The following is a 26017-nucleotide window of genomic DNA, read 5'->3' as shown; positions in this document are numbered from 1 at the left end:
CCGCCGATTTCGCTCGTTTTCCCTTATTCCCCGCTAGGCTTAGTAAAGACTTTACTGAGACTAACCAAGGAGAGAACAATGAGCAGATTCACAGACAAAGTTGTCGTCGTGACCGGGGCTGGTTCAGGTATGGGGGCAGCAACGGCAAGGCGTTTTGCCAGTGAGGGTGCGATTGTGGTGCTGGTCGGGCGCACCAAAGAGAAGCTGGAAAAAGTCGCCCAGTCATTGAGCAGCACGCAGTACTACATTCATATTGCCGACGTGTCGAAAGCGCAGGACGTCGAGCGCATGGCGGCGGTTATCAACGATAAATTTGGCCGGGTTGACGTGTTGGTCAACGGCGCGGGCGTGGTGGCGCAGGGTAAAGTCACCGAGGCCAGCCTCGAAGACTGGCATAAGGTGATTGAAATCGATCTCAGCGGCGTCTTTTACTGCACCCGCTTCTTCATGCCAGCGCTTATTAAGAGCAAGGGCAATATTGTGAATATTTCGTCGGTCTCCGGCATGGGCGGCGACTGGGGCATGAGCTTCTATAATGCGGCGAAGGGCGGGGTGAGTAACTTCACGCGCTCAATTGCGATGGACCACGGCAAAGACGGCGTGCGGGTCAACGCGGTATGTCCGTCGCTGACCTTTACCGATATGGCTGAAGACATTAAAGACAACCAGCCGCTGTTGGATAAATTTGCAGAACGCATTCCGATGGGGCGCGGCGCCGAGCCAGAAGAGATTGCCGACGTGATTGCCTTTCTGGCAAGCCACGATGCGCGCTTTGTTACCGGGGTTAACCTGCCGGTCGATGGTGGCCTGATGGCCTCCAACGGCCAGCCGCAGCAGGCTTAATCAGGTGACTTAATCTGGTTAATAGGGCTGTCCGGCGGGCAGCCCTTCCCACGTTTTACTTGATTCCGTATTGCGCGAACCACTGCAACATACGCTGCCAGCCATCGGCGGCGGCTTCTGCGTCGTAGCTTGGGCGATAGTCAGCATGGAAAGCGTGACCTGCTTCTGGATAGACCACGATTTCAGCCGTGGCGTTTGCCGCGCGCAGTGCCTGACGCATGGTTTCTACGCTTTCGAGTGGAATACCCGCATCCGCGCCGCCGTACAGGCCCAGCACTGGCGCACTCAAATCCACTGCTTTATCAACCGGATGGCTCGGGCTGGTCAGGGTTTTATCGCCCACCAGCTTGCCGTACCACGCCACGCCGGCTTTCAGCTGCGGGTTGTGTGCGGCATACAGCCAAGTGATGCGACCGCCCCAGCAGAAGCCGGTGATCGCCAGTTTTGACTTGTCGCCGCCGTGCTGAGTGGCCCAGTGCGCGGTGTGGTCGAGGTCAGCCAGCACCTGTTTGTCCGGCACTTTGCCGACCACTTTACTGATAATGTCGCTGACCTCGGTGTAGTCACGCGGGTCGCCCTGACGGAAATAAAGCTCAGGCGCGATTGCCATATAGCCCTGTTTCGCCAGTCGGCGGCAAATATCTTGAATGTGCTCGTGGACGCCAAAAATTTCTTGTACTACCAGCACGATAGGTAATTTTCCGGTGTAGTTTTCCGGGCGCGCCAGATAGGCCGGCATGTCCTCTCCTTGAGAGGGAATAGTGGTTTGCCCGGCGTGCAGCCCTTCAGTATCTGTGTGTAGCGTGGTGCTGGCCACGGGAGTTACGGCAGGTGCGAAGCTTGTTGGAGCCTGTTTTACTTGTGGAGTGGGTACAGGTAAATCGTCGTTCTTCATCTCGGTCTCCATGCATTTCTTATCTAATGAGTGGCGCTATTGTTTTTAAACTATAGCTGCAAACCTACGACGGCAAGGTACTAGACATATCCTATAGTTAGAGATTGAGCAAAAAAAGTCTCAAGACAGGTGCTCACAAATCCCGAACGAATAGAAGCCGAAACAAGAGGAGTCATGTTCAATGTCGAAATCTACATCTAATAAAAAGAGTGAGAAGAAACAGGTCAGCCGCGCCCCCGCCACGGGCATTGAATCTACACAACCCGGTCTAGGAAGCCTTGCCCCGGCTGACGGCTCACAGAAGCCCAGCGCTAAACCTACACCGCCAGGAAAAGAACCCACTGCTCCCGGCAGTGCCAAAAGCCCTGAGAACAGCAATGCAAAATTAGATTCCCTTGAAGTCCACCGTAAGAATGGTGAAAAGCGTGCCCTGACCACCAACCAAGGCACCAAAATCTCTGACGATCAGAACTCATTAACCGCAGGTTCGCGCGGGCCGACGCTGCTCGAAGACTTTATCCTGCGCGAGAAAATCACCCATTTTGACCACGAACGCATCCCCGAGCGTATCGTTCACGCGCGCGGCGCGGCGGCTCACGGCTATTTCCAGCCTTATCGCAGCCTTGCCGATGTCACCAAGGCGGATTTCCTCTCCGATCCTAATAAGAAAACGCCGGTTTTTGTCCGTTTCTCCACGGTACAAGGCTCGCGCGGCTCGGCGGATTCAGTGCGTGATATTCGCGGCTGGGCCACTAAGTTCTATACCGAAGAAGGCGTCTATGACTTGGTCGGCAATAACACGCCGGTGTTCTTTATTCAGGATGCGCACAAATTCCCCGATTTCGTCCACGCGGTTAAACCCGAGCCGCACAACGAAATCCCACAGGGGGCCAGCGCCCACGACAGCTTCTGGGATTACATCTCTCTGCAACCTGAAACCTTGCATAACGTGTTCTGGGCGATGTCAGATCGCGGCATCCCGCGCAGCTATCGCACCATGGAAGGCTTTGGCATTCACACCTTCCGCTTCGTCAATGGCGAAGGGAAATCGACCTTCGTGCGATTCCACTGGAAGCCTCTGGCGGGTAAAGCCTCGCTGCTGTGGGATGAGGCGCAGAAGCTGGCGGGGAAAGACGCTGATTTCCATCGCCGTGATCTGTGGGAAGCCATTGAAGCCGGGGATTACCCAGAGTATGAGCTGGGCGTGCAGCTGATCCCGGAAGAGGATGAATTCAAATTTGATTTTGACTTGCTCGACGCCACCAAGCTGATCCCTGAGAAGCTGGTGCCAGTCGAAATCGTCGGCAAAATGGTGCTCAACCGCAACCCGGACAACTACTTTGCGGAAACCGAGCAGGTGGCTTTCCACCCAGGCCACGTGGTGCCGGGCATCGATTTCAGTAATGACCCACTGCTGCAAGGGCGTCTGTTCTCTTACACCGACACCCAAATCAGCCGACTTGGCGGGCCGAATTTCCACGAAATCCCGATTAACCGCCCGACCTGCCCGTACCACAACTTCCAGCGCGACGGCATGCATCGGCAGGACATTGATACCAATCCGGCCAACTACGAGCCGAATTCACTCAATGACAACTGGCCGCGCGAAACCCCTCCGGCGGCTAAAGGTGGCGGTTTTGAGAGCTACCATGAGCGAGTCGATGGCGACAAAGTGCGCCAGCGCAGCGAATCCTTTGGCGAGTTTTACTCACAGCCGCGCCTGTTCTGGCTTAGCCAGACGCCAACCGAGCAGGATCACATTGTCGCGGCGTTCTCCTTTGAGTTATCCAAAGTGGCCCGGCCTTATATTCGCGAACGCGTGGTCGATTTGCTGACCCACATTGATGTCACGCTGGCACAAAAAGTGGCGAAAAATCTGGGTATCGCGCTGTCTGACGACGCGTTGAAGACTCAGCCGCCGAAGCCGGTTAATGGTTTGACCAAGGATGAATCGCTCAGCCTGTATGCCAGTGGCAAAGGGGTGATCAAAGGGCGTCAGGTGGCGATTCTGCTCAGCGACGGCGTTAATGCCGCCGACGTGCTCAATGCGTTGCAGGCTCTTCAGGCCGAGGGCGTACATCCGAAACTGTTAGCCAGTCACTTAGGCAATATTGTTGCGGACGACGGCTCAACCTTGCCGATTGATGCCACTTTTGCCGGTTCGCCGTCCATTACCGTTGACGCCGTGCTGGTGCCACATGGTCATATTGATGCGCTGCTGATGAGTGGTGATGCGCGCCATTATGTCCTCGAGGCTTATAAGCACCTGAAAGTCATTGGTTTAAGTGGTGATGCTCGTCGCTTCAAACCTTTGCTGGGTCTGGAAGATAAGGCGGCGGAAGAGGGGATAGTAGAAGCGGATAAAGCCGAGGGGGCGTTACTAAAAAGCTTCCTGCAAGAGATGGCAAAACACCGTATTTGGTCCAGAAGTGCTAAGGCTGAAAGCGTTCCAGCCTGATTTCTGGCATTAAGATCTCTATACTCTCTGTTTTACAAGGACAAGGCATTGGCGGCTAACGCCAATGCCTTAATTGTTTGTCTGGACGCAGTGTCTGACGTCGTTTGAAAAATCATCAAATCAGCTCTCTAATGTGATTTGCATCACGTTTTTAATGTATGCGATGTTTGGGTTATTACATCAAAGTGACCTTTGTCACGAAAAAACGTCACAATGAACGGTAGAGTAGCTGGGTGTCCTCCTGCGAAAAGATGACCTTAAATAAGAGGAGTTTGTTATGTCTCAGTCTGATGTTTTCCACCTTGGCCTGACCAAAAAAGATTTGAATGGCGCTACCTTGGCAATCGTCCCAGGTGACCCTGAGCGCGTTGAAAGAATCGCCAACCTGATGGAGAACCCTGTGCGTCTGGCTTCTCATCGCGAATTTACTTCATGGCGTGCCGAGCTGGATGGCAAGTCAGTGATCGTGTGTTCTACTGGTATCGGTGGCCCATCCACTTCTATCGCGGTTGAAGAGTTGGCCCAGCTGGGTATCCGTACTTTCCTGCGAGTCGGGACTACCGGTGCCATTCAGCCACACATCAATGTGGGTGACGTACTGGTGACTACCGCGGCTGTCCGTCTTGATGGCGCGAGCCTGCACTTTGCACCAATGGAATTCCCAGCGGTGGCTGATTTCGCCTGTACCACTGCGCTGGTAGCAGCAGCCAAAGAAGTGGGCGCTGAACCTCACATTGGCGTGACGGCTTCTTCTGACACCTTCTATCCGGGTCAGGAACGTTACGACACCTACTCCGGCCGCGTGGTTCGTCGCTTTAAAGAGTCGATGAAAGAGTGGCAGGAGATGGGCGTGATGAACTACGAAATGGAATCAGCCACCTTGCTGACCATGTGTGCAAGTCAGGGCTTACGTGCCGGTATGGTGGCGGGCGTTATCGTCAACCGTACTCAGCAAGAGATCCCAAATGCTGAAACCATGAAAAAGACCGAGAGCCACGCGGTTAAAATCGTTGTTGAAGCTGCACGTCGCCTGATCTAAGCGAAATGTAACATTTCTATGGGCTGCTTCGGCGGCCCATTTTTTTATCTTATAAACCGAATCTGTTAAGGTCTGGGAAGAAAAATTCCAACAAAAGGGCCTGTTATGACAGCAACTATCCTGCTTCATCCTTCGCTGACTCCTCTTGAGGGAGGCATTAACTTTCGCGAACTTGGCGGCAACACGGCTGCCGATGGCCGACGCATCAAGCGCGGCTGGCTCTATCGTTCAGGCTCCCTCGACTCACTCACGCCGAAAGATTGCGACTTCTTAAGCAAGGTGCCGGTGGCCCATATTCTCGACTATCGCGACGCCGACGAAGTGGCGGCCAAGCCCGACGTGCTTTGGCAAGGTGTCCAGTATCACCACGCGCCCGCCAACCCTCTGAGTCACGAAGTGAGCGCCAACCTCGAACATTTGACCCAGCAGACCATCGACGCCTTCGACCCTGAAACCTTTATGCTCGAGCTGTATCGTCGCTTGCCTTTTAATAATCCGGCTTATCAGCAGTTGGCAACCCTGCTGACCCAGCCTAATGGCGGCGCGATTGTTCAGCACTGCGCCGTGGGTAAAGATCGCACGGGCATAGGCTCGGCGCTGGTGCTGTTCGCGCTGGGGGCCGATCGCAACACGGTGCTGGAAGATTATCTGCTGACAGAAACCACCCTCGCGCCTTTCCGCACTTACATGCTCAACAAGATGTCGATAAAGCTCAACGACAAGGCGCTGGAGAAGTTCGGTTATGTCCTCTCCGTGCGGGAAGCGTTTATGGACACGGCGTTAAAATCCATTGATGACCTCTATGGCTCAACCGACCTTTGGTTAGAGAAAGAGTACGGATTAACGGCTGAGTTGCGCCAGAACCTGCGCGACCGTTATCTCGAGTAACTGCCTCTATTTTGCTGATATTATTGATATTGCCTGACGATACTCACAAGGAAGCCCTTTGACCATTAATGACGTAATCCACCTCACTACTGAGTTTGTTCGGGCGCACGAGCCGTGGGCCATACCCATTGTCTTCTTTCTGGCATTCGGTGAGTCATTGGCCTTCCTCTCACTGCTTTTGCCTGCCACGGTGATTTTGCTCGGGCTTGGGGCGCTGATTGGCGAAAGCGGCATCCCATTCTGGCCGATTTGGGCAGCTGCGGCCGCCGGTGCTTTCTTCGGCGATTGGCTCTCGTATTGGGTTGGCGCGCATTTTCAGGATCGCGTCGGCAACTTCTGGCCCTTCTCCAAACACCCGCAAATGCTGGTACGCGGGCACGCCTTCTTTGAAAAGTGGGGCATGCCGGGGGCCTTTATTGGCCGCTTCTTCGGACCACTGCGCGCCGTGGTGCCGCTGGTGGCGGGAATTTGCGGCATGCCGCAACGTTATTTCCAAATCGCCAACATTTCATCAGCACTGATTTGGGCCTTTGGCGTGCTGGCGCCGGGCGCTTTTGGCATCCAGTGGCTCAGTCACTGGTTCTAATCCTGCCGTCGGGAATGCTGCGGCACAAGGGGGAAGAGTGGGATAAATCCACTCTTGCGAGAAGCCTCGCAAAGCTTCTCACTGATGCATAATGTGCTGGACATGCATACAGTGTGACATTACCTTGACCGCTAGAATCGATTGAGATGGAGAACGCGTGGATATCAGCATTTTATACCTCGTGGGCGGGACTTTGGCGGGCTTGCTATTAGGCTGGCTGATTGCCAGTTTGCGCCAACAAAAGAATCAAAGTGAGCATGAGACTCAGCGTCGGCTGATTCAGCAAACCGTTGACCAGCAAAAGGCGGAGATCGACCAGCTGAAAGCCGAGCGCCAGCAGTCGCAGCAGCAACAGCGCGAGGCCGAGCTTGAGCTTCGCCAACTGCATAGCCAAGTCGCGGCTAACCGTGAAAAGCTGCAAGGGCTGGCTCACTGGCAAAGTGAGTGTGAACAGCTCAATCAGGAGCTGCGCGCCCAGCGCGAAATTAACAGCGCCCAAGAGGCGGAGCTGCGCGAAGTTTCTACCCGTCTGGATGAAACCCGAATGGCCGCTGAAGATAAACAGCGTTTGCTGATCAACAGTGAACAACGCCTCACCAGTCAGTTTGAAAATCTGGCTAACCGTATCTTTGAACACAATGGGCGTCGGGCCGACGAGCAAAACAAGCAGAGCCTCGATAAGCTTCTGCTGCCCCTGCGCGAACAGCTCGATGGGTTCCGCCGTCAGGTGCAGGATAGCTTTGGGCAGGAAGCGCGCGAGCGCCATACCCTTTCCCATGAAATTCGCAACCTCCAGCAGCTGAATGAGCAGATGGCGCGCGAAGCTATCAACCTCACCAAGGCCTTGAAAGGCGACAATAAAACCCAAGGTAACTGGGGTGAAGTGGTACTCAGCCGGGTGCTCGAAGCCTCTGGCCTGCGCGAAGGCTATGAGTACCAAACGCAGGTCAGCGTGCAGGTTGATACCAACAGCCGCATGCAGCCGGACGTGATTGTCCGTTTGCCGCAAAACAAAGACGTGGTGATTGACGCCAAAATGACGCTGGTAGCCTATGAGCGCTACTTCAACAGTCAGGACGACACCGAGCGTGAAATCGCCCTGAACGAGCATATTGCTTCGGTGCGCGGGCACATTCGCCTACTGGGCCGTAAAGATTATCAGCAACTGCCGGGGCTACGCAGTCTGGATTACGTCTTGATGTTTATCCCGGTGGAGCCGGCGTTCCTGCTGGCGATTGACCGCGAGCCGGAGCTTATCAGCGAGGCGCTCAAGCACAATATTATGCTGGTCAGCCCAACCACCCTGCTGGTGGCCCTGCGCACCATCAGCAACCTGTGGCGCTACGAGCATCAAAGTCAGAATGCCAAACGCATCGCCGACCGCGCTGCCAAGCTTTATGACAAACTTCGGCTATTTGTTGATGACATGGAGTCTATTGGTCAAAGCCTTGAGAAAGCGCAGGGCAGTTATCGACTGGCTATGAATAAATTGGCGCAGGGCAGGGGCAATCTGGTCGGGCAGGTGGAAAGTTTCCGTACCCTGGGTGTGGAAGTTAAGCGCCCCATCAGCCCCTCTCTGGCTGAACAGGCTGTTTCTGAGCATGAGCCAGAAGCCACGGAGGCTCTCGACGAGCCGCTGGCCGATGACGAAAACAATCTTCCATTGAGTCGTTCAGACCAGCAGCCGGAGGAGAACTTCCCGGCGCGCGAATAACGGCTTCACTCACTGCTATTAGCCAAGGATGCGATTAGTGAATATCTTTGGCTTTTCTATCAGCATCGGTGATGGGGCTTTCCTTGGGGTTCTGGTACACTTTCCCCAATAGTTTGACTGAATAAGCGGGCATAAAATATGGAAAAGCAGACGCAGGAAACCACCCATTTCGGTTTTCGTACCGTAGCCAAAGATGAAAAAGCAGAAATGGTCGCAGAGGTTTTTCACTCCGTTGCCGCTAAATATGACTTGATGAATGACCTGATGTCCTTCGGCATTCACCGTATCTGGAAGCGTTTCACCATTGATAGCAGCGGCGTTCGTCGCGGCCAGCGCGTGTTGGATTTAGCTGGCGGTACCGGCGATCTGACGGCCAAGTTCTCGCGCTTAGTGGGCGAGCAGGGCGAAGTCGTTTTGGCTGATATCAATGACTCTATGCTGAAAATGGGCCGTGAGAAGCTGCGCAATCTGGGCATCGTCGGTAACGTCAATTACGTGCAGGCCAACGCCGAAGCCTTGCCGTTCCCAGACAACTACTTTGACTGCATCACCATCTCTTTCGGCTTGCGTAACGTCACCGAAAAAGAAAAAGCTCTGCGCTCGATGTTCCGCGTGCTGAAGCCGGGTGGCCGTCTGCTGGTGCTGGAATTCTCCAAGCCCCTGCTGGCCCCATTGAGCAAAGCCTATGACACCTACTCTTTCCATATTTTACCGCGTATTGGCGGATGGGTTGCTCAGGACGAGGAAAGCTATCGCTATCTGGCGGAATCTATCCGTATGCACCCTGATCAGGAAACTCTGAAAGGGATGATGGCGGATGCCGGTTTCGAGAATGTGACCTACAGCAACATGACTGGCGGCATCGTAGCTCTGCACCGTGGTTTCAAGTTCTAAGATGGATAAGCCGATGTTGTTGACGCCGTTACTGACCGCTGGGATTGAAACCTCGCTGAATTATCTGCTGTTTAGAGAGCGTGGGCTGAAGGCTGCACGCACTCGCTTAGTAGGAAAAGTGCTGCGAATTGAGCTTCAAGAGCTGAATGCTCCGCTGACCTTCGTGTTCAGCGAGCAGAAAATCGATGTGCTCGGGCAGTGGGACGGCGAGGCGGATTGCACCGTGACAACAAAGCTCTCCGTCCTGCAAAAACTGCGCGACAGACAGCAGCTTTCTCCCCTCATGCGCAGCGGCGAGCTTATCGTTGAAGGTGATATCTCCGTCGTGCAGCAATTTTCTGCGTTGTTTGAACTGGTCGAGTGGGAGCCTGCCGAGCTGCTGGCTCCTTATCTGGGGGATGTTGCGGCTCAGGGCATTTCGCAAGCTATCAGCGGTGGTTTGCGTTTTCTGCGTCATGGCGTTAAGCAGCAGCAAAGCTATGTTGCTCAGACCTTGACGGAAGAGTGGAAGCTGGCGCCCGGCCCGTTAGAAGTCGTCTGGTTTAGTGAAGAAGTCTCTGCATTAACCCGCGAACTTGACGCGCTGGATAAACGCTTCGAAAAACTGGAGGACAAACTATGACTCCAGGTGAAATGCGACGCCTGTACCTGATCATTCGCATGTTTCTGACTTACGGCCTGGATGAGCTAATCCCCAAGATTCGCCTCACGCTGCCGTTACGTTTAGGCAGATACCTGTTCTTCTGGCTGCCCCATCGCCACAAAGATAAGCCGCTGGGCACGCGTCTGCGTATGGCGTTGGAGCAGCTTGGCCCGGTTTGGATCAAGTTCGGCCAAATGCTCTCGACTCGCCGCGACCTCTTCCCTCCTCATATCGCTGACCAACTGGCGCTATTGCAAGACCACGTTGCGCCATTCGACGGTGCCTTGGCGCGTAAGCAAATTGAGGTGGCCTTGGGTGGCCCGCTGGAAAATTGGTTCGACGATTTCGACCAAACTCCTCTGGCATCGGCCTCTATTGCCCAAGTGCATACCGCCACGCTGAAAGAGAATGGCAAGCCGGTGGTGCTGAAAGTGATTCGCCCGGATATCTTGCCAATCATCAAGGCCGATATTCGCCTGATGTCGCGCTTGGCGGGCTGGGTGCCGGTCCTGCTGCCTGATGGCCGTCGCCTTAAACCGCGTGAAGTGGTGCGTGAATATGAAAAGACGCTGCTGGATGAGTTGAACCTGCTGCGCGAGTCGGCTAACGCCATTCAACTGCGCCGAAATTTCAGCGGCAGCCCGATGCTCTATGTACCGGAAGTCTATCCGGATTATTGCAGCGAGCGCCTGATGGTCATGGAGCGTATTTACGGTATCCCGGTTTCTGACGTTGCTGCGTTAGAAAAGCAGGGTACCAATATGAAACTGCTGGCAGAACGCGGCGTGCAGGTCTTCTTTACCCAAGTTTTCCGCGACAGTTTCTTCCATGCTGATATGCATCCCGGTAACATTTTCGTCAGCTACGACACGCCGGAAGACCCTTGCTACATAGGCATTGATTGCGGCATAGTTGGTTCTTTGAACAAAGATGACAAACGTTATCTGGCTGAGAACTTTATCGCGTTCTTTAACCGCGACTACCGTAAAGTGGCAGAGTTACATGTCGATTCTGGCTGGGTTCCTCGTGATACCAATGTCGAAGAGTTCGAGTTCGCTATTCGTACCGTTTGTGAACCTATCTTCGAGAAGCCGCTGGCGGAAATCTCTTTCGGCAATGTCTTGTTAAACCTGTTTAACACGGCACGCCGCTTTAATATGGAAGTACAGCCGCAGCTGGTTCTTCTGCAAAAAACACTGCTGTATGTTGAGGGCTTAGGGCGTCAGCTTTATCCTCAGCTCGATCTTTGGACCACGGCAAAACCCTTCCTTGAAAGTTGGGTTAAAGACCAGGTGGGTTTACCCGCCATGCTGCGAGCGTTCAAAGAGAAAGCGCCATTCTGGATAGAAAAAATGCCTGAACTTCCAGATCTGGTGTACCAAAGCCTTCAGCAGCACAAGCTTTTGCAGTTCAACCTCGAAAAGCTCTCTACGCAGATGCAACAGCAGGGAGTGAGGCAGGGGCAATCAAGATATCTTTTGGGTATTGGTGCCACCCTGCTGCTTAGCGGTACTGCGCTGTTGCTAGGTAAAGTAGAGGTTTATCCTGCCTGGCTTATCGCCGCAGGAGTCGTTTCATGGATTATCGGCTGGAGACGCAGCCGCTAACTGAATTTCGCGCGCGGTAACTCTTGGATTGTGAAATTCTTCGATTTTGAAATTAAGCGCCGCCTCTGGCGGTAATGGATGTAGTTCCCTTCATATTGAGGTGAAGAAAATGGGCGGTATTAGCATTACACAACTTCTGATCATCGCGGTGATCGTGGTACTTCTGTTCGGTACCAAAAAACTGCGTGGCTTGGGCTCGGACCTGGGGTCTTCAATCAAAGGCTTTAAGAAAGCCATGAATGACGATGACACCACCACCAAAGCGCAAAAAGAGAGCGATATAAAGAGTGCTGATGCTGACTTCACGGCAAAACCTATCGAGGTAAAACCGGAAGTTAAAGCAGAAGAGACCAAGAGCCAAAACAAAGAGCAGGTATAAGCCGTGTTCGACATTGGATTTAGTGAACTGTTACTGGTATTGGTGATTGGCCTGGTAGTACTGGGGCCGGAACGTTTACCAGTGGCCGTCAGAACAGTCGCTGGCTGGATCCGCGCACTGCGCGCCATGGCCGCCTCTGTACAGAATGAGTTATCGCAAGAACTGAAACTTCAGGAATTGCAGGATAGCCTTAAGAAAGCTGAAGAAGCCGGTCTTAAGAATCTGACGCCAGAAATCAAAGCCTCAATGGATGAGCTGAAAGAAGCCGCTGAGTCAATGAAACGCTCTTTCGCCACGGAAAAGAGCGAGCTGGAGCAATCTATCGAGGCTGCTAAGTCCGCAGGCAATACCATTCACAATCCGGCCATTCAGGAAGCAGAAGCGCTGCATGACGAAGGTATCTCCCCGGCGACGGCGGAACATACTGCATCTGCTCCGGCTCAGGCACCAAGCAATGCCGTTGAAGCTGCCGTAGCCTCGCATAAACCTGTTCAACAGGCTGAGGCGGCGCATGCCGCGCAAGTTGCTGAGAATCAGGTGACTCACGCGGCAGAGGTTTCACCTGAAGCGCCGGCGGATAAGCCAAAAACGGTGGATACCTCTGTGGCTACTGAAGACGTGGTCAATACGGTTAAACCGGCTCCTTCCACTCAATCTACAGGCGAACGTTAAAACATGGCTGTTGAAGATACCCAACCGCTTATCAGCCATCTGATAGAACTGCGTAAGCGTCTGCTGAACTCCATCATCTGTATTCTGGTGGTGTTCTTGGCGTTGGCCTACTTTGCTAACGACATTTACTATCTGGTTTCAGCTCCGCTCATCAAACAGATGCCGCTGGGCGCCAGCATGATTGCCACCGACGTGGCATCGCCATTCTTCACGCCAATAAAATTGACGATGATTGTGTCGGTGTTCGTGTCTGCCCCTTTCATCTTGTATCAGGTGTGGGGCTTTGTTGCGCCAGCTCTGTACAAGCATGAACGCCGCCTGATGATGCCGCTGCTGTTTTCCAGCTCCGCGCTCTTCTATCTCGGTATGGCTTTCGCCTACTTCATCGTCTTCCCACTGGCTTTCGCTTTCTTTGCGAAAACGGCCCCGGCCGGCGTGCAGATAGCGACCGACATCAACAACTATCTCGATTTCGTCATGGCTCTGTTTATGGCCTTCGGCGTGTCGTTTGAAGTGCCGATTGCTATCGTATTGCTGTGCTGGAGCGGCGTGACCACGCCGGAAGATCTGAAGAAAAAGCGTCCGTATGTGCTGGTAGGTGCTTTCGTTGTCGGTATGTTGCTGACGCCACCGGACGTTTTCTCGCAAACGCTGCTGGCGATCCCGATGTACCTGCTGTTTGAAATCGGCGTGTTCTTTGCCCGTTTCTATGTGGGGAAACGCCGTCGTTCAGACGTCGAAGATGATGAGCAAGACTCAGCGTCGTAACAGAATCATTGAAGTAAAAAACCGCCCAGCAGGGCGGTTTCTTTTTTAGGACGTTATATGTTTGAGATAGGCGTAAATCTGACCAGCAATCAGTTTGATAAAGACCGCCATGATGTCGTTGCGCGAGCAAGACAGGCTGGGCTTTCTGGGATGTTAATCACCGGGACATCGGCCGAAGAGAGCCTTGAAGCTCAACGGCTTGCCGCGCAGTATCCTGACTTTTGCTGGTCGACGACGGGGGTTCATCCCCATCAGGCCAGTGAATGGAACATCCAAACTGAAGAAGCCATAAGGGAGCTTGCCGCTAAGCCGCAGGTGGTCGCGTTGGGTGAGTGTGGTTTGGACTTCAACCGTAACTTCTCCCCGGCCGACCAGCAGGAGTCTGCCTTTAGCGCCCAGTTGGCTTTAGCCGCGGAGCTGAGCATGCCGCTGTTTCTGCATTGCCGTGATGCCCATCCGCGCTTTGCTGAGCTGTTAACCCCTTGGCTGGGAAAAATTCCCGGCGCCGTGGTTCACTGCTTTACTGGCAGCCAGCAAGAGCTGGAGCTCTATCTATCGCTGGGGCTGTATATCGGCATCACGGGCTGGGTGTGCGACGAGCGGCGCGGTTTGAAACTGCGCGACATGCTCGGCTGCATTCCTGCTGACCGGCTATTACTGGAAACCGACGCGCCCTATCTATTACCTCGTGATATGCCCGAAAAGCCGAAGAACCGCCGCAATGAGCCAGCGTTCTTACCGCATATCATTAAGCAGGTCGCGACGTGGCGCCGAGAGGATCCAGCGTGGCTGGCGGAGAAAACAGAGAGTAATGCGCGCGGCCTGTTTGGCCTGTAATCGAGGCAAAGGCGCAATCATGCGCCTTTGAGCTGGTTAGAGTTTTTGGAAGTGTTTGTTATCTAAACTTTGCTTCACTTGCTGGTTAATCAAATTCAACAAGAGGTGCGAGCGGGCTTCGCCGTCCGGTTCGGTATAAATGGCTTCAAGACCTTCGAACATCCCTTCGGTGATAACCACCACGTCACCGGGGTGAGGGGTATCAGGGTCCTGCACATCCGGCATAGGCTGGGTCATCAACTGTTTGATAACCTCGGGGTGTACCGTCGCCAGTCGGTTGCCAAAACGAACAAAGTGGCTAACGCCGCGCGTGGCGCTAATGGTCGTAGTATGGATGCTCTCTGGGTCAAACTCGATGAACATGTAGTTTGGAAACAGGGGTTCACTGACCGGAGTACGGCGTCCACGCACCATTTTTTCCAGTGTGATCATTGGAGTTAAACAGTTAACCTGTTGGCGCTCTAAATGTTCTTTAGCGCGCAGAAGCTGACCGCGTTTGCAATATAATAAGTACCAGGATTCCATAGTTTCATACGCCTTCAAACTTAGCCATGAAGCATAGCAAAAGTGGCTAGCGATAGACAGATGCCTCGCCAACTCGCGAGATCTGGTCTCTACATTCTGAATCAAATGACAATACGGAGAAGCATCATGGAGTTGTTTTTGCTGAGTAACGGTAAGCTTTCAGATGAGTCAACCCTGTTAGGTTACGCTAGCGAACACATTCAGGCGATGTTGAAAGCCCGCAAGATTTCCTCAGCCATCCTTATCCCTTACGCCTTAATCCGCAGCGATTACGACGCCCGAGCGCAAGATCTCGAGCAGGCGCTGGGTATCAAAGTGAAAAGCATTCACCACGCTGATTCTCCGGCCGAGGCTATCGCCAGCGCCGAATGCATTTTGATTAGCGGCGGGAATACCTGGATGCTGAACCATATGCTGCACGCCAACAGCCTGATCGTGCCGATCCAGCGCGCCGTGCGTGAGCGCAACGTGCCTTACATTGGCTGGAGTGCGGGCTGCAACGTGGCTACGCCAAGCATTCGCACCACCAATGATATGCCAGTGAGCAACTCCGTCGTGCTGCCCGCGCTGGGCCTGTTCCCGGTGCAAATCAACCCGCACTACATTGATGCCCACCTGAGTGGCCACATGGGTGAAACGCGCGACGAGCGTCTTGCCGAGTTCTGCGCGGTAAACCCAAGTGAGTCCGTGGTGGCGCTGCGTGAAGGCAGCCTGCTGCACGTGTCGGGTGATCAACTGAGCTATTTCAGCGCCAAAGGTCAGGGCTTTAAAGTCTTCCGCCATGGCCACGAGACGAAGGAATATCAGGACACCAAGGCACTTAGCGCGCTGGTTCCGTTTGAATGTCTCTAATAGGCTAGGCGCATGAAATTTTCGCACCGTCAGTTTAGCCAGCGTGCTGACTGACGGTTACCCTGCCTTTTTGTTATTACTTTTTACCTACTGATAACAAAAAGGCAGCAACAACCCTGGAGAGGCTCTATAATGCTCTCCTTCAATTTGGCGATAAAAATCAGCATGAAATACCGTGATTTACGAGACTTCATCTCGTTACTTGAAAAGCGAGGCGAGCTGAAACGCATTACTCAGCCTGTCGATACCTATCTGGAAATGACTGAAATTGCAGACCGCACCCTGCGTGCCGGTGGCCCTGCATTACTGTTTGAAAATCCTAAAGGCTACGACATGCCGGTGCTGTGCAACCTTTTTGGCACCCCCGAGCGCGTCGCGTTAGGGATGGGGCAGGAGGATGTCAGTGCGTTGCGCGAAGTCGGTGAATTATTGGCGTTTCTGAAAGAGCCTGAGCCGCCGCGCGGCTTCCGCGATTTCTACGACAAAATGCCCAAATTCAAACAAGTGATGAATATGCCGACCAAGGTGCTGCACTCAGCACCTTGTCAGGAACAGGTTTGGGAAGGGGATGACGTTGATTTGACGCGCATTCCGGTTATGCACTGCTGGCCAGAAGATGCCGCGCCGCTGATCACCTGGGGCCTGACGGTCACTCGCGGCCCGCACAAGCAGCGCCAGAACTTGGGTATTTATCGCCAGCAGGTGCTGGGAAAGAACAAAGTCATTATGCGCTGGCTGTCCCATCGGGGCGGCGCGTTAGACTTCCAAGAGTGGTGCCAGCAAAATCCGGGGCAGCGTTTCCCGGTTTCCGTCGCCTTGGGTGCCGACCCGGCCACCATTCTCGGCGCGGTCACGCCAGTGCCAGATACCCTGTCAGAATATGCCTTTGCGGGCTTGCTGCGCGGCAATAAAACCGAAGTTGTGAAGTGTATTTCCAACGACCTCGAAGTGCCCGCCAGTGCTGAAATCGTGCTTGAAGGCTATATCGACCCGGCCGAAACGGCACCCGAAGGGCCTTATGGCGACCACACGGGCTACTATAATGAAGTAGACAGCTTCCCGGTCTTTACGATCACGCACATCACGCAGCGTAAAAACCCGATTTACCATTCGACTTATACCGGCCGTCCGCCGGATGAGCCAGCAGTGCTGGGTGTGGCGCTAAACGAAGTCTTCGTGCCCATTCTGAAAAAGCAGTTCCCAGAAATTGTTGATTTTTATCTGCCGCCAGAGGGTTGCTCTTACCGCCTTGCTGTCGTTACGATGAAGAAACAGTACGCAGGCCATGCCAAGCGCGTCATGATGGGTGTTTGGTCATTCTTGCGTCAGTTTATGTACACCAAGTTTGTTATCGTCTGTGATGACGATGTGAATGCTCGTGACTGGAATGATGTTATCTGGGCAATCACTACGCGGATGGACCCTGCGCGCGACACGGTGCTCGTAGAAAATACGCCAATCGACTACCTCGACTTTGCGTCTCCGGTTTCCGGGCTCGGCTCCAAGATGGGGCTTGATGCCACCAACAAATGGCCGGGTGAGACGCAGCGCGAGTGGGGACGTCCGATTGTGAAAGATCCCGCAGTGACTGCGCGAGTAGACGCTATTTGGGATGACTTGGGTATTTTCGCTGACGAGAAATACGCGCATAAAGCGCCTAAGCCTAAAAAATAACGCAGGCTGCGGCTTGGTGATCACTCTCGCCGCGCCCTAACGCTTTGCAAAATGACCCACAGAGGGAATGCATGACCACATTGAGCTGTAAAGTCACCTCGGTTGAGGCCATTACTGATACTGTGTATCGGGTTCGGTTATCGCCGGAAACGCCTTTTTCTTTCCGTGCCGGTCAGTATCTGATGGTGGTGATGGACGAGCGCGACAAGCGCCCGTTCTCTCTGGCTTCTACGCCCGGCGAGGGGAGCGATATCGAGTTACACATCGGTGCCTCCGAGCTGAATTTGTATGCCATGGCAGTAATGGATCGCATCCTGAAAGAGAAATCTATTACCGTGGATATTCCCCACGGTGATGCCTGGTTGCGCGAAGACGGCGAGCGTCCGCTGGTGCTGATTGCCGGTGGCACGGGCTTCTCTTATGCGCGCTCCATTCTGGTCGCCGCGCTCGAGCAGCAGCCAAACCGCGATATCTCCATCTACTGGGGTGGCCGCGAGCTGAAGCATCTTTATGACTTGGGCGAGCTGGAAGCGCTGAGCGTGAATCACCCGAATCTGAAAGTGATCCCGGTGGTCGAACAGCCGGAAGCAGGTTGGCAGGGCCGAAGCGGCACCGTCCTGAGCGCCGTTTTACAGGACTTCTCCTCGCTGGCGGGTCACGATATCTACATTGCCGGACGTTTTGAAATGGCGAAAATCGCTCGCGAGCGTTTTGTTGCCGAGCGCGCAGCGCAGGAAGATCGGATGTTTGGAGACGCTTTCTCCTTCATCTAACTTTCCCGTCATCCTTCGTGCTGTCTCGGCGTTGGCTGCCTTCGCTCACCCCAGTCACTTACTAATGTAAGCTTCTGGGGTTCTCTCAGTTGCCGCCTTGATACAACACGAATGATTTAAGGAAAGAGATTGAGCCATCCCTCGCGTTGTCTCGGCGTTGGCTGCCTTCGCTCACCCCAGTCACTTACTAATGTAAGCTCCTGGGGGTTCTCTCATTTGCCGCCTTGATACAACACGAATGAGCATCAAATCGTCATTAAAAAAGCGGGCTATTGCCCGCTTTTTGCTTTTCATCAGATTATCAGACTCTTTCGAATACCGTGGCAATCCCCTGACCCAAACCGATGCACATGGTGGCGACGCCGAACTGCACGTCTTTGCGTTCCATCAGGTTGAGCAGGGTGGTGGAGATACGCGAGCCGGAGCAGCCTAACGGGTGGCCGAGGGCAATCGCGCCGCCGTTGAGGTTCACGCGCTCTTCCATGGTTTCCAGCAAGCCCAGATCCTTCATGCATGGCAGAGCCTGCGCGGCGAATGCCTCATTCAGCTCGAACAGGCCGATGTCCTGCACGCTCAATCCGGCACGTTTCAATGCTAAACGTGTTGCCGGAACCGGGCCGTAACCCATGATTGAAGGGTCGCAGCCGACCACCGCCATCGACTTGATGCGCGCGCGAGCCTGTAAACCCAGAGACTTGGCCTTGGACTCGCTCATGATAAGCATCGCTGAAGCGCCATCGGACAGCGCCGACGAACTGCCTGCCGTCACGGTGCCATTCACCGGGGCGAACGCCGGGCGCAGTGTAGACAGGGTTGCTACCGTGGTTTCCGGGCGGATCACTTCATCATAGCTATAGCTGGTAAGCACGCCGTCGGCGTCATGGCCGTCGGTGGCAATGATTTCATTGGCGAAGTGCCCGGCTACGGTCGCCGCGTGAGCGCGCTGGTGAGAGCGTGCGGCAAACTCATCCTGCATTTCGCGGCTGATATTGTGCATTTTCGCCAGCATTTCGGCGGTCAACCCCATCATCCCCGCCGCTTTGGCGACGGTGCGGCTCAAGCCCGGATGGAAATCCACCCCGTGATTCATCGGCACGTGGCCCATGTGCTCAACGCCGCCAATCAGGCCGACCTGTGCATCGCCCACCATAATGGCGCGTGCCGCGTCGTGCAGCGCCTGCATGGAAGATCCGCACAGGCGGTTCACCGTGGTAGCGGGTACATTGCGCGGGATCTCCGCCAGCAGGGCGGCGTTACGGGCAATATTGAAGCCTTGTTCCAGCGTCTGCTGGACGCAGCCCCAGTAAATATCATCAATTTCTTTCGGGTCGAGCGCCGCATTGCGGCTGACGATGGCGCGCATCAGGTGCGCGGACAGGTCCTCAGCGCGCACGTTGCGAAACGCCCCGCCTTTGGAGCGGCCCATCGGGGTGCGGACTGCATCAACAATGACTACGTTTTCCATGATTTCGGTCCTTATGCCTGAGTGCCGGTGCTGAAGTCTTCCAGCGGAGTTGCGACCGGATAGTAAGTGTCATTGGTTTTCGCTTTAGCGCGCAAACCCTCTGGCACCTGATACAGCGCACCCAGATGCGAATATTGTTCGGCGAGTTTCAGGTACGCGGCGGTGCCCAGCGTGTCCAAATAGCGGAACGCGCCGCCGTGGAACGGAGGGAAACCGATGCCGTACACCAGCGCCATATCGGCCTCGGCCGGGCTGGCGACAATGCCTTCTTCCAGGCAGCGCACCACTTCGTTGATCATCGGGATCATCATGCGGGCGATAATGTCATCCGGCGCGAACTCGGCTTTTTGGCCCGCCAGCAGCTTATCCACCTGCTCGTCATTCTCTTTGCGCGGCTTGCCTTTGCTGTCTTCGCTGTAGCGATAGAAGCCCAGCTGGTTTTTCTGCCCAAAGCGCTGGCTATCAAACAGCACGTCGATCGCATCGCGATAGTCTTTCGCCATTCTGTCCGGGAAGCCCGCCGCCATGACGGCCTGGGCGTGATGCGCGGTATCAATACCCACCACGTCGAGCAGGTAAGCCGGGCCCATCGGCCAGCCGAACTGCTTCTCCATCACTTTGTCGATTTGGCGGAAGTCCGCGCCGTCGCGCAGCAGCAGGCTGAAGCCCGCGAAGTAAGGGAACAGCACGCGGTTGACGAAGAAGCCCGGGCAGTCATTCACCACAATTGGCGTTTTCCCCATGCTCAGAGCATAAGAGACGATGCGCGACAGCGTTTTTTCGGAGGTTTTGGCCCCACGGACGATTTCAACCAGCGGCATACGGTGCACCGGGTTGAAGAAGTGCATGCCGCAGAAGTTTTCCGGGCGCTTCAGCGCCGTGGCTAACTGGTCAATGGGAATGGTCGAGGTGTTGGACGCCAGCACGGTGTCGCTGTCCAGCAGGGCTTCGGCCTCGGCCAGCACCGCCGATTTGATTTTTGGATTCTCAACCACAGCTTCAACCACCACTTTGGCGCGTTCGATGCCGCTGTAGCTCAGGGTTGGCTGAATAGTAGAAAGCACTTTCGCCATCTTCAGGCCGTCGAGTTTGCCGCGTTCCAGCTGTTTATTCAGCAGCTTGGCCGCTTCATTCATTCCCAGCGTCAGCGACTTATCATTAATGTCTTTCATAATGACCGGCACGCCTTTCAGGGCTGACTGATAGGCAATGCCGCCGCCCATGATCCCAGCACCCAGTACCGCAGCCTGCGTGGTTTTCTCACTTTCGCTCGCCAATTTCTTGGCTTTGCTTTTGATAAACTGGTCATTGAGGAAGATACCAACCAGCGCGCGGGCCTCTTTGGATTGCGCGAGGGGAACAAAGCTGGCGGTTTCCAGTTTCAGGGCTTCGTCGCGACCAAGCTTGGCCGCGGCTTCAATGGTTTTCACCGCGGTCATTGGCGCAGGGTAGTGTTTGCCTGCGGTTTGCAGCACCATGCTTTTGGCCACGCTGAAGCTCATGGTGGCTTCAATCTGGCTGAGTTTCAGCGGCTGGCGCTTCACGTCGCGGCGGCCCTGCCAGTCGAGCTTGCCGGCAATGGCTTGCTTGAGCATGTTCAGCCCGGCGTCGCGCAATTTATCCGCTTCCACCACGGCATCGACCAATCCGACTTTTAATGCGTCTTTGCCACTGATGTCTTTACCGGCGGCGATAATTTCCAGCGCGCTATCGGCACCCAGCAGGCGCGGCATGCGCACTGAACCACCAAAGCCCGGCATAATGCCTAAACGAGTTTCCGGCAGGCCGATACGGGCGTCCGCCGTGGCGATACGGAAATCCGTCGCCAGCACGCATTCGCAGCCGCCGCCCAGCGCATAGCCAGTAATAGCGGAAAGCGTCGGAACGTTAAGATCTTCCAGACGGTTAAAGATGCTATTGGCAAAATTAAGCCACTGATGCAGTTTTTCGGCTGGCGCATTGAACAGGGAAAGGAACTCGGTGATGTCAGCCCCGACAATAAACGCCGGTTTGGCCGAACTGAGCAGCAGAGCTTTCAGATCAGTTTGCTTCTCAAGCACGCTAATGGCTTCGCCGAGGCTAGCCACGGTGCGGGTGTCGAGCTTGTTAACAGAGCCTGGAGCATCAAACACCAGCTCGGCAATGCCGTCTTGGAGCCAGTGCAGGTGTAATGTTTCGCCTTGGTAGAGCATGTGTCTCTCCTGAATCATCTGGGATGATCTGGTATGACCAGATGAATGGAGTGTGGTTTTTATGTTAATAATTTGCAAATGAGATGAGTGTAATTTGCTGGAGGGATCACAAACCTTCCGGGGCTACGACCTGTGCGCGGCTGTGATAAGATGCGCCATCGTTTTGCAGGAAAAAAGGACCGTTTGATGGAATCGCTTACTACGCTTTACAAAGAACATATCGCCACGCTAGAGCAACGTGCGCGTGAAATACTGCAACGTAATCAACTTGATGCGTTATTAATTCACTCCGGTGATCTAATAACGACCTTCCTCGATGACCACAGCTATCCGTTCAAAGTGAACCCGCAATTCAAAGCCTGGGTGCCGGTCACCAAAGTGCCGAACTGCTGGCTGTGGGTCGATGGAGTTAATGCACCAAAACTTTGGTTTTACTCGCCGGTGGACTACTGGCACAAGGTAGAGCCTCTGCCTGACTCTTTCTGGACGCACGAAGTGTCACTGTCGCCGCTGGCCAAAGCCGACGACATCAAAAACCAACTTCCTGCTGATTTGAAGCGCGTGGCTTACATTGGCTCAAGCCCGCAGCGAGCGATTAATCTGGGCGTGGCGGCAGATAACGTCAACCCGAAAGCCGTGCTGGACTACCTGCACTACCACCGCGCTTATAAAACTGACTATGAAATTGCCTGTATGCGTGAAGCGCAAAAGGTGGCGGTCAGTGGTCATCGCGCCGCGCAGGAAGCCTTTTTGTCCGGCATGAGCGAGTTCGACATCAACCTTGCCTACCTTACGGCGACCGGCCATCGCGATACTGACGTGCCTTATGACAACATCGTGGCATTGAATGAGCACGCGGCGGTGCTGCATTACACCAAGCTTGACCACCAACCGCCAGCCGAAATGCGCAGCTTCCTGCTCGACGCCGGGGCTGAGTACAACGGCTACGCGGCGGATTTGACGCGTACCTACGCCGCCAAGCAGAACAACGACTTCGCCGATCTGATTAAAGATTTAAATACCGAAGAGTTGGCGCTGATTGACTCGATTAAAGCCGGTGTCAGCTACACCGATTACCATGTGCAGATGCACCATCGCATTGCTAAGTTGCTGAAAGCGCACAAGCTGGTGGTGGATATCAGCGAAGAAGCCATGGTGGAGCAGAACCTGACGGGGCCTTTCCTGCCACATGGTTTGGGGCACCCGCTGGGCTTGCAAGTCCATGATGTCGCAGGCTTCATGCAGGATGAAACCGGCACTCATCTGGCCGCGCCGTCAAAATATCCGTTCTTGCGTTGTACCCGCATTATCCAGCCGAGAATGGTGCTGACCATTGAGCCGGGCCTGTACTTCATCGAGTCTTTGCTTGCGCCTTGGCGCGACGGGCAGTTCAGCAAGCACTTTGCGTGGGATCGCATTGAAGCGCTGAAACCTTATGGCGGCATTCGTATCGAAGACAATATTGTCATTCACGACAATCACATTGAAAATATGACGCGTGATTTGAAACTTGTCTGATGCAGCCTTATCCCGTACCTGCTGAATCTGTCAGTTTCAGTGAAGAGATAAAGAAAAGCCGCTTTATTACCCTTTTGGCGCATACCGAAGGGGTAGAGGCGGCTAAGTCCTTTATAAATGATGTAAAAAGTCAGCATCCGACGGCTCGGCATCACTGCTGGGCTTTCGTGGCAGGCACGCCAACGGACTCCCAGCAGCTCGGCTTCTCTGATGACGGCGAGCCAGCGGGCACGGCGGGCAAGCCGATTCTGGCCCAGTTGCTAGGCAGCGGCGTCGGCGAGATAACCGCCGTCGTGGTGCGTTATTATGGCGGCATTATGTTAGGCACCGGCGGCTTGGTAAAAGCCTACGGCGGTGGTGTTCAGCAGGCATTAAAGCTGCTTTCGATACATGAAAAAGTCCCACTCAGGGAATTTACGCTGCAATGTGACTACGCTCAGTTAACGCTGGTGGAAAACCTGTTGCAGCAGGTGGGCGGACATATTTTACAAAGCAATTACGGGGCGGGAGTCGACATGCGCCTGGCCTTACCGGCCACAGAAGCCTCGGCTATTGTCACCCGTTTATACGATCTCAGTCGCGGCACGCTCAATTTGCAGCCGGTTTTATAATTACTCTCTAATGACTCATTCGCTGAGGAACACGCCAGCATGCATTTTCGTGCCATAACTCGCATCGTGGGGGTGCTTGTCATCCTGTTCTCCGGAACGATGATTATTCCCGGATTGGTCGCACTGATTTACCGCGATGGCGCAGGGCGCGCGTTTAGCCAAACTTTCTTCGTGGCGCTGACCATTGGCCTGTTCCTCTGGTTGCCCAATAGAAAGCAAAAAAGCGAGCTAAAGCCGCGAGAGGGCTTCCTCATCGTGGTGCTTTTCTGGACCGTGCTGGGCAGCGTGGGGGCATTGCCGTTTCTGTTTTCCGAGCGCCCAAACCTTTCCCTCACCGATGCTTTCTTTGAATCTTTCTCCGGCTTGACCACCACGGGCGCGACCACGCTGGTCGGGCTGGACTCACTGCCGAAGGCCATTCTATTCTATCGGCAGATGCTGCAATGGTTTGGCGGTATGGGGATCATCGTGCTCGCCGTGGCTATCCTGCCTATATTGGGCGTCGGCGGCATGCAGCTCTACAGGGCAGAAATGCCAGGGCCGCTGAAAGATAACAAAATGCGCCCGCGCATCGCCGAGACGGCAAAAACCCTGTGGCTAATCTACGTTTTGCTGACGATTGCCTGTGCTCTGTCACTGTGGGGCGCGGGGATGCCGGTGTTCGACGCCATCTCCCATAGCTTCTCCACCATCGCCATCGGCGGCTTCTCTACCCATGACGCCAGCATTGGCTATTTCCACAGCGGCACTATTAACACCATTATCGCGGTGTTCCTGCTGATCTCCGGCTGTAACTACGGTTTGCACTTCGCGATGCTCAGCGGCCGTAACCTTAAAGTGTATTGGCGCGACCCCGAATTCCGTATGTTCATTGGCGTGCAGCTGACGCTGGTGATTGTCTGTACCTCAGTGCTGTGGTTGCACAATGTTTATAGCTCCGGCTTAGAGACGCTCAATCAGGCGTTCTTCCAGGTGGTGTCGATGGCGACTACCGCGGGCTACACCACGGATAGCATTTCGAAATGGCCTCTGTTCCTGCCAATCCTTCTTCTATGTTCTGCCTTTATCGGCGGCTGTGCGGGTTCGACCGGCGGCGGCTTGAAGGTTATCCGTATCCTGCTGCTCTATTTACAGGGTTCGCGTGAACTGAAACGTCTGGTCCACCCGAACGCGGTTTACACCATTAAACTGGGTAACCGCGCACTGCCGGAACGTATTATCGAAGCGGTATGGGGTTTCTTCTCCGCCTACGCTTTGGTGTTTATCGTCAGTATGCTGGCTATCGTCGCGACGGGGGTGGATAACTTCTCTGCTTTTGCCGCCGTGACTGCCACCCTCAATAACCTCGGGCCGGGGCTGGGCGTGGTGGCTGATAACTTTGCTTCGATGAACCCCACTGCGAAGTGGATTCTGATTGTGACCATGCTTTTTGGTCGCCTTGAAGTCTTTACGCTGTTGGTTCTGTTTACTCCAACCTTCTGGCGTGAGTAATGACTTGTCTTATTTAGGAGGGAACTTGATATGAAAGCACTGGTACTCTATTCAACACGTGATGGGCAAACCCATGCCATTGCTTCTTATATAGCAAGTTGCATGAAAGAGAAGGCCGAGTGTGACGTGATTGATCTGGTTCACGGCGAGCACGTCAATCTTTCACAGTATGACCAAGTGCTGATTGGCGCTTCTATCCGCTATGGACACTTCAATGCCGTGCTGGATAAATTCATCAAGCGTAACGTCGACCAGCTCAACAACATGCCTTCGGCTTTCTTCTGCGTAAACCTCACCGCCCGCAAACCTGAGAAGCGCACGCCCCAGACCAATCCTTATGTCCGCAAGTTCCTGTTGGCGACGCCTTGGCAGCCAGCTTTATGTGGTGTCTTCGCCGGGGCGCTGCGTTACCCGCGTTACCGCTGGATAGATAAGGTGATGATCCAACTTATTATGCGTATGACCGGCGGCGAAACGGATACCAGTAAAGAAGTGGAATACACCGATTGGGAGCAAGTGAAGAGGTTTGCTGAGGATTTTTCCAAGTTATCGTACAAAAAAGCGCTGTAATGCTGGATCTCTGGGCATATCGTTGAAAAAAAACGCGGTTGGAAAATTATTTGAAATTAGGGGTTGCGGCCTTCTGAGAACTCCCTATAATGCGCCTCCACTGACCGGGAACAACGACTGAGA

At 54.3% G+C, this 26017-nt stretch carries 24 protein-coding genes; 20 read left to right on the top strand and 4 right to left on the bottom strand.

The annotated features are described in order from the left end of the window. Positions 1-78: 78 nt before the first annotated feature. On the top strand, positions 79-843 hold the full coding sequence (locus SBO83_RS19415) for a glucose 1-dehydrogenase (protein WP_396132636.1): 765 nt from the start codon (positions 79-81) through the stop codon (positions 841-843). 55 nt (positions 844-898) lie between these two features. Here the strand turns inward: SBO83_RS19415 and SBO83_RS19410 are convergent, their stop codons facing one another. Further along, positions 899-1738 carry a dienelactone hydrolase family protein gene (locus SBO83_RS19410; protein ID WP_353504414.1) on the bottom strand — a complete coding sequence of 280 codons (840 nt, stop codon included), beginning with the start codon at positions 1736-1738 and terminating at the stop codon, positions 899-901. A 181-nt stretch (positions 1739-1919) separates the two neighbouring features. Here SBO83_RS19410 and katE point away from each other — a divergent pair, with 181 nt between their 5' ends. From katE to tatD, 12 genes are all read left to right on the top strand, one after another. Further along, entirely contained in the window at positions 1920-4196 is a 2277-nt protein-coding gene (katE, locus tag SBO83_RS19405; protein ID WP_396132635.1) for a catalase HPII, read from the top strand. Positions 4197-4473: 277 nt separating this feature from the next. Next, on the top strand, positions 4474-5235 hold the full coding sequence (gene udp / locus SBO83_RS19400; protein WP_185688811.1) for a uridine phosphorylase: 762 nt from the start codon (positions 4474-4476) through the stop codon (positions 5233-5235). Between the two features lie 105 nt (positions 5236-5340). Next, positions 5341-6123 (top strand): tyrosine-protein phosphatase, encoded by a 783-nt coding sequence (locus tag SBO83_RS19395; protein ID WP_396132634.1) that lies wholly within the window; start codon positions 5341-5343, stop codon positions 6121-6123. A 58-nt stretch (positions 6124-6181) separates the two neighbouring features. Next, a complete protein-coding gene (locus SBO83_RS19390; RefSeq protein WP_353504417.1) occupies positions 6182-6709 on the top strand; it encodes a DedA family protein in 528 nt (175 codons plus the stop codon). Positions 6710-6866: 157 nt separating this feature from the next. After that, positions 6867-8423: a DNA recombination protein RmuC gene (rmuC, locus tag SBO83_RS19385; RefSeq protein WP_396132633.1), complete on the top strand. Its 1557-nt coding sequence runs from the start codon at positions 6867-6869 to the stop codon at positions 8421-8423. Between the two features lie 138 nt (positions 8424-8561). Further along, positions 8562-9317 carry a bifunctional demethylmenaquinone methyltransferase/2-methoxy-6-polyprenyl-1,4-benzoquinol methylase UbiE gene (gene ubiE / locus SBO83_RS19380; RefSeq protein ID WP_353504419.1) on the top strand — a complete coding sequence of 252 codons (756 nt, stop codon included), beginning with the start codon at positions 8562-8564 and terminating at the stop codon, positions 9315-9317. A 13-nt stretch (positions 9318-9330) separates the two neighbouring features. After that, positions 9331-9939 (top strand): ubiquinone biosynthesis protein UbiJ, encoded by a 609-nt coding sequence (gene ubiJ, locus SBO83_RS19375; RefSeq protein ID WP_396132632.1) that lies wholly within the window; start codon positions 9331-9333, stop codon positions 9937-9939. Further along, the gene (gene ubiB, locus SBO83_RS19370) at positions 9936-11567 is read left to right on the top strand and encodes a ubiquinone biosynthesis regulatory protein kinase UbiB (protein WP_396132631.1); all 1632 of its coding nucleotides are present in this window, start codon (positions 9936-9938) and stop codon (positions 11565-11567) included. The genes ubiJ and ubiB overlap by 4 nt, the downstream gene beginning before the upstream one ends. 109 nt (positions 11568-11676) lie before the next feature. After that, entirely contained in the window at positions 11677-11946 is a 270-nt protein-coding gene (gene tatE, locus SBO83_RS19365; protein WP_353504434.1) for a twin-arginine translocase subunit TatE, read from the top strand. A 3-nt stretch (positions 11947-11949) separates the two neighbouring features. Beyond that, on the top strand, positions 11950-12618 hold the full coding sequence (gene tatB / locus SBO83_RS19360; RefSeq protein WP_396132630.1) for a Sec-independent protein translocase protein TatB: 669 nt from the start codon (positions 11950-11952) through the stop codon (positions 12616-12618). Positions 12619-12621: 3 nt separating this feature from the next. After that, positions 12622-13386, top strand: a complete 765-nt coding sequence (gene tatC, locus SBO83_RS19355; RefSeq protein ID WP_353504423.1) for a Sec-independent protein translocase subunit TatC — start codon at positions 12622-12624, stop codon at positions 13384-13386. A gap of 57 nt (positions 13387-13443) precedes the next feature. Then, a complete protein-coding gene (gene tatD, locus SBO83_RS19350) occupies positions 13444-14223 on the top strand; it encodes a 3'-5' ssDNA/RNA exonuclease TatD (RefSeq protein WP_396132629.1) in 780 nt (259 codons plus the stop codon). A 36-nt stretch (positions 14224-14259) separates the two neighbouring features. Here the strand turns inward: tatD and rfaH are convergent, their stop codons facing one another. Further along, positions 14260-14748 (bottom strand): transcription/translation regulatory transformer protein RfaH, encoded by a 489-nt coding sequence (gene rfaH, locus SBO83_RS19345; protein ID WP_034794942.1) that lies wholly within the window; start codon positions 14746-14748, stop codon positions 14260-14262. 126 nt (positions 14749-14874) lie between these two features. Here rfaH and pepE point away from each other — a divergent pair, with 126 nt between their 5' ends. The 3 genes from pepE (at position 14875) to fre (ending at position 18047) form a co-directional block, all read left to right on the top strand. Then, the gene (pepE, locus tag SBO83_RS19340) at positions 14875-15600 is read left to right on the top strand and encodes a dipeptidase PepE (protein ID WP_396132628.1); all 726 of its coding nucleotides are present in this window, start codon (positions 14875-14877) and stop codon (positions 15598-15600) included. Positions 15601-15765: 165 nt separating this feature from the next. Then, complete coding sequence (ubiD, locus tag SBO83_RS19335; protein WP_353504435.1) at positions 15766-17274, top strand: 4-hydroxy-3-polyprenylbenzoate decarboxylase; 1509 nt, start codon at positions 15766-15768, stop codon at positions 17272-17274. Between the two features lie 71 nt (positions 17275-17345). Continuing rightward, entirely contained in the window at positions 17346-18047 is a 702-nt protein-coding gene (gene fre, locus SBO83_RS19330) for an NAD(P)H-flavin reductase (RefSeq protein WP_353504426.1), read from the top strand. Positions 18048-18348: 301 nt separating this feature from the next. Here the strand turns inward: fre and fadA are convergent, their stop codons facing one another. Both fadA and fadB read right to left on the bottom strand, forming a co-directional pair. Further along, entirely contained in the window at positions 18349-19512 is a 1164-nt protein-coding gene (fadA, locus tag SBO83_RS19325; RefSeq protein WP_396132627.1) for an acetyl-CoA C-acyltransferase FadA, read from the bottom strand. Positions 19513-19523: 11 nt separating this feature from the next. Continuing rightward, positions 19524-21704: a fatty acid oxidation complex subunit alpha FadB gene (gene fadB / locus SBO83_RS19320; protein ID WP_396132626.1), complete on the bottom strand. Its 2181-nt coding sequence runs from the start codon at positions 21702-21704 to the stop codon at positions 19524-19526. A gap of 186 nt (positions 21705-21890) precedes the next feature. Here fadB and pepQ point away from each other — a divergent pair, with 186 nt between their 5' ends. Genes pepQ through hemG form a run of 4 tightly spaced genes read left to right on the top strand, consistent with a single transcriptional unit; the run spans position 21891 to position 25894 of the window. Next, complete coding sequence (gene pepQ / locus SBO83_RS19315; protein WP_396132625.1) at positions 21891-23222, top strand: Xaa-Pro dipeptidase; 1332 nt, start codon at positions 21891-21893, stop codon at positions 23220-23222. Beyond that, positions 23222-23833: an IMPACT family protein gene (locus SBO83_RS19310; protein WP_396132624.1), complete on the top strand. Its 612-nt coding sequence runs from the start codon at positions 23222-23224 to the stop codon at positions 23831-23833. The genes pepQ and SBO83_RS19310 overlap by 1 nt, the downstream gene beginning before the upstream one ends. Positions 23834-23872: 39 nt before the next feature. Further along, positions 23873-25324, top strand: coding sequence for a Trk system potassium transporter TrkH (gene trkH, locus SBO83_RS19305; protein WP_353504431.1), 1452 nt, complete (start codon positions 23873-23875; stop codon positions 25322-25324). 30 nt (positions 25325-25354) lie between these two features. After that, positions 25355-25894 carry a menaquinone-dependent protoporphyrinogen IX dehydrogenase gene (gene hemG, locus SBO83_RS19300; protein WP_396132623.1) on the top strand — a complete coding sequence of 180 codons (540 nt, stop codon included), beginning with the start codon at positions 25355-25357 and terminating at the stop codon, positions 25892-25894. Positions 25895-26017 lie beyond the last annotated feature (123 nt).

It is taken from the genome of Ewingella allii (assembly GCF_044430645.1).
In the GTDB taxonomy this organism is placed as follows: domain Bacteria; phylum Pseudomonadota; class Gammaproteobacteria; order Enterobacterales; family Enterobacteriaceae; genus Ewingella; species Ewingella allii.
This window is presented reverse-complemented; position numbering and strand designations above follow the sequence as displayed.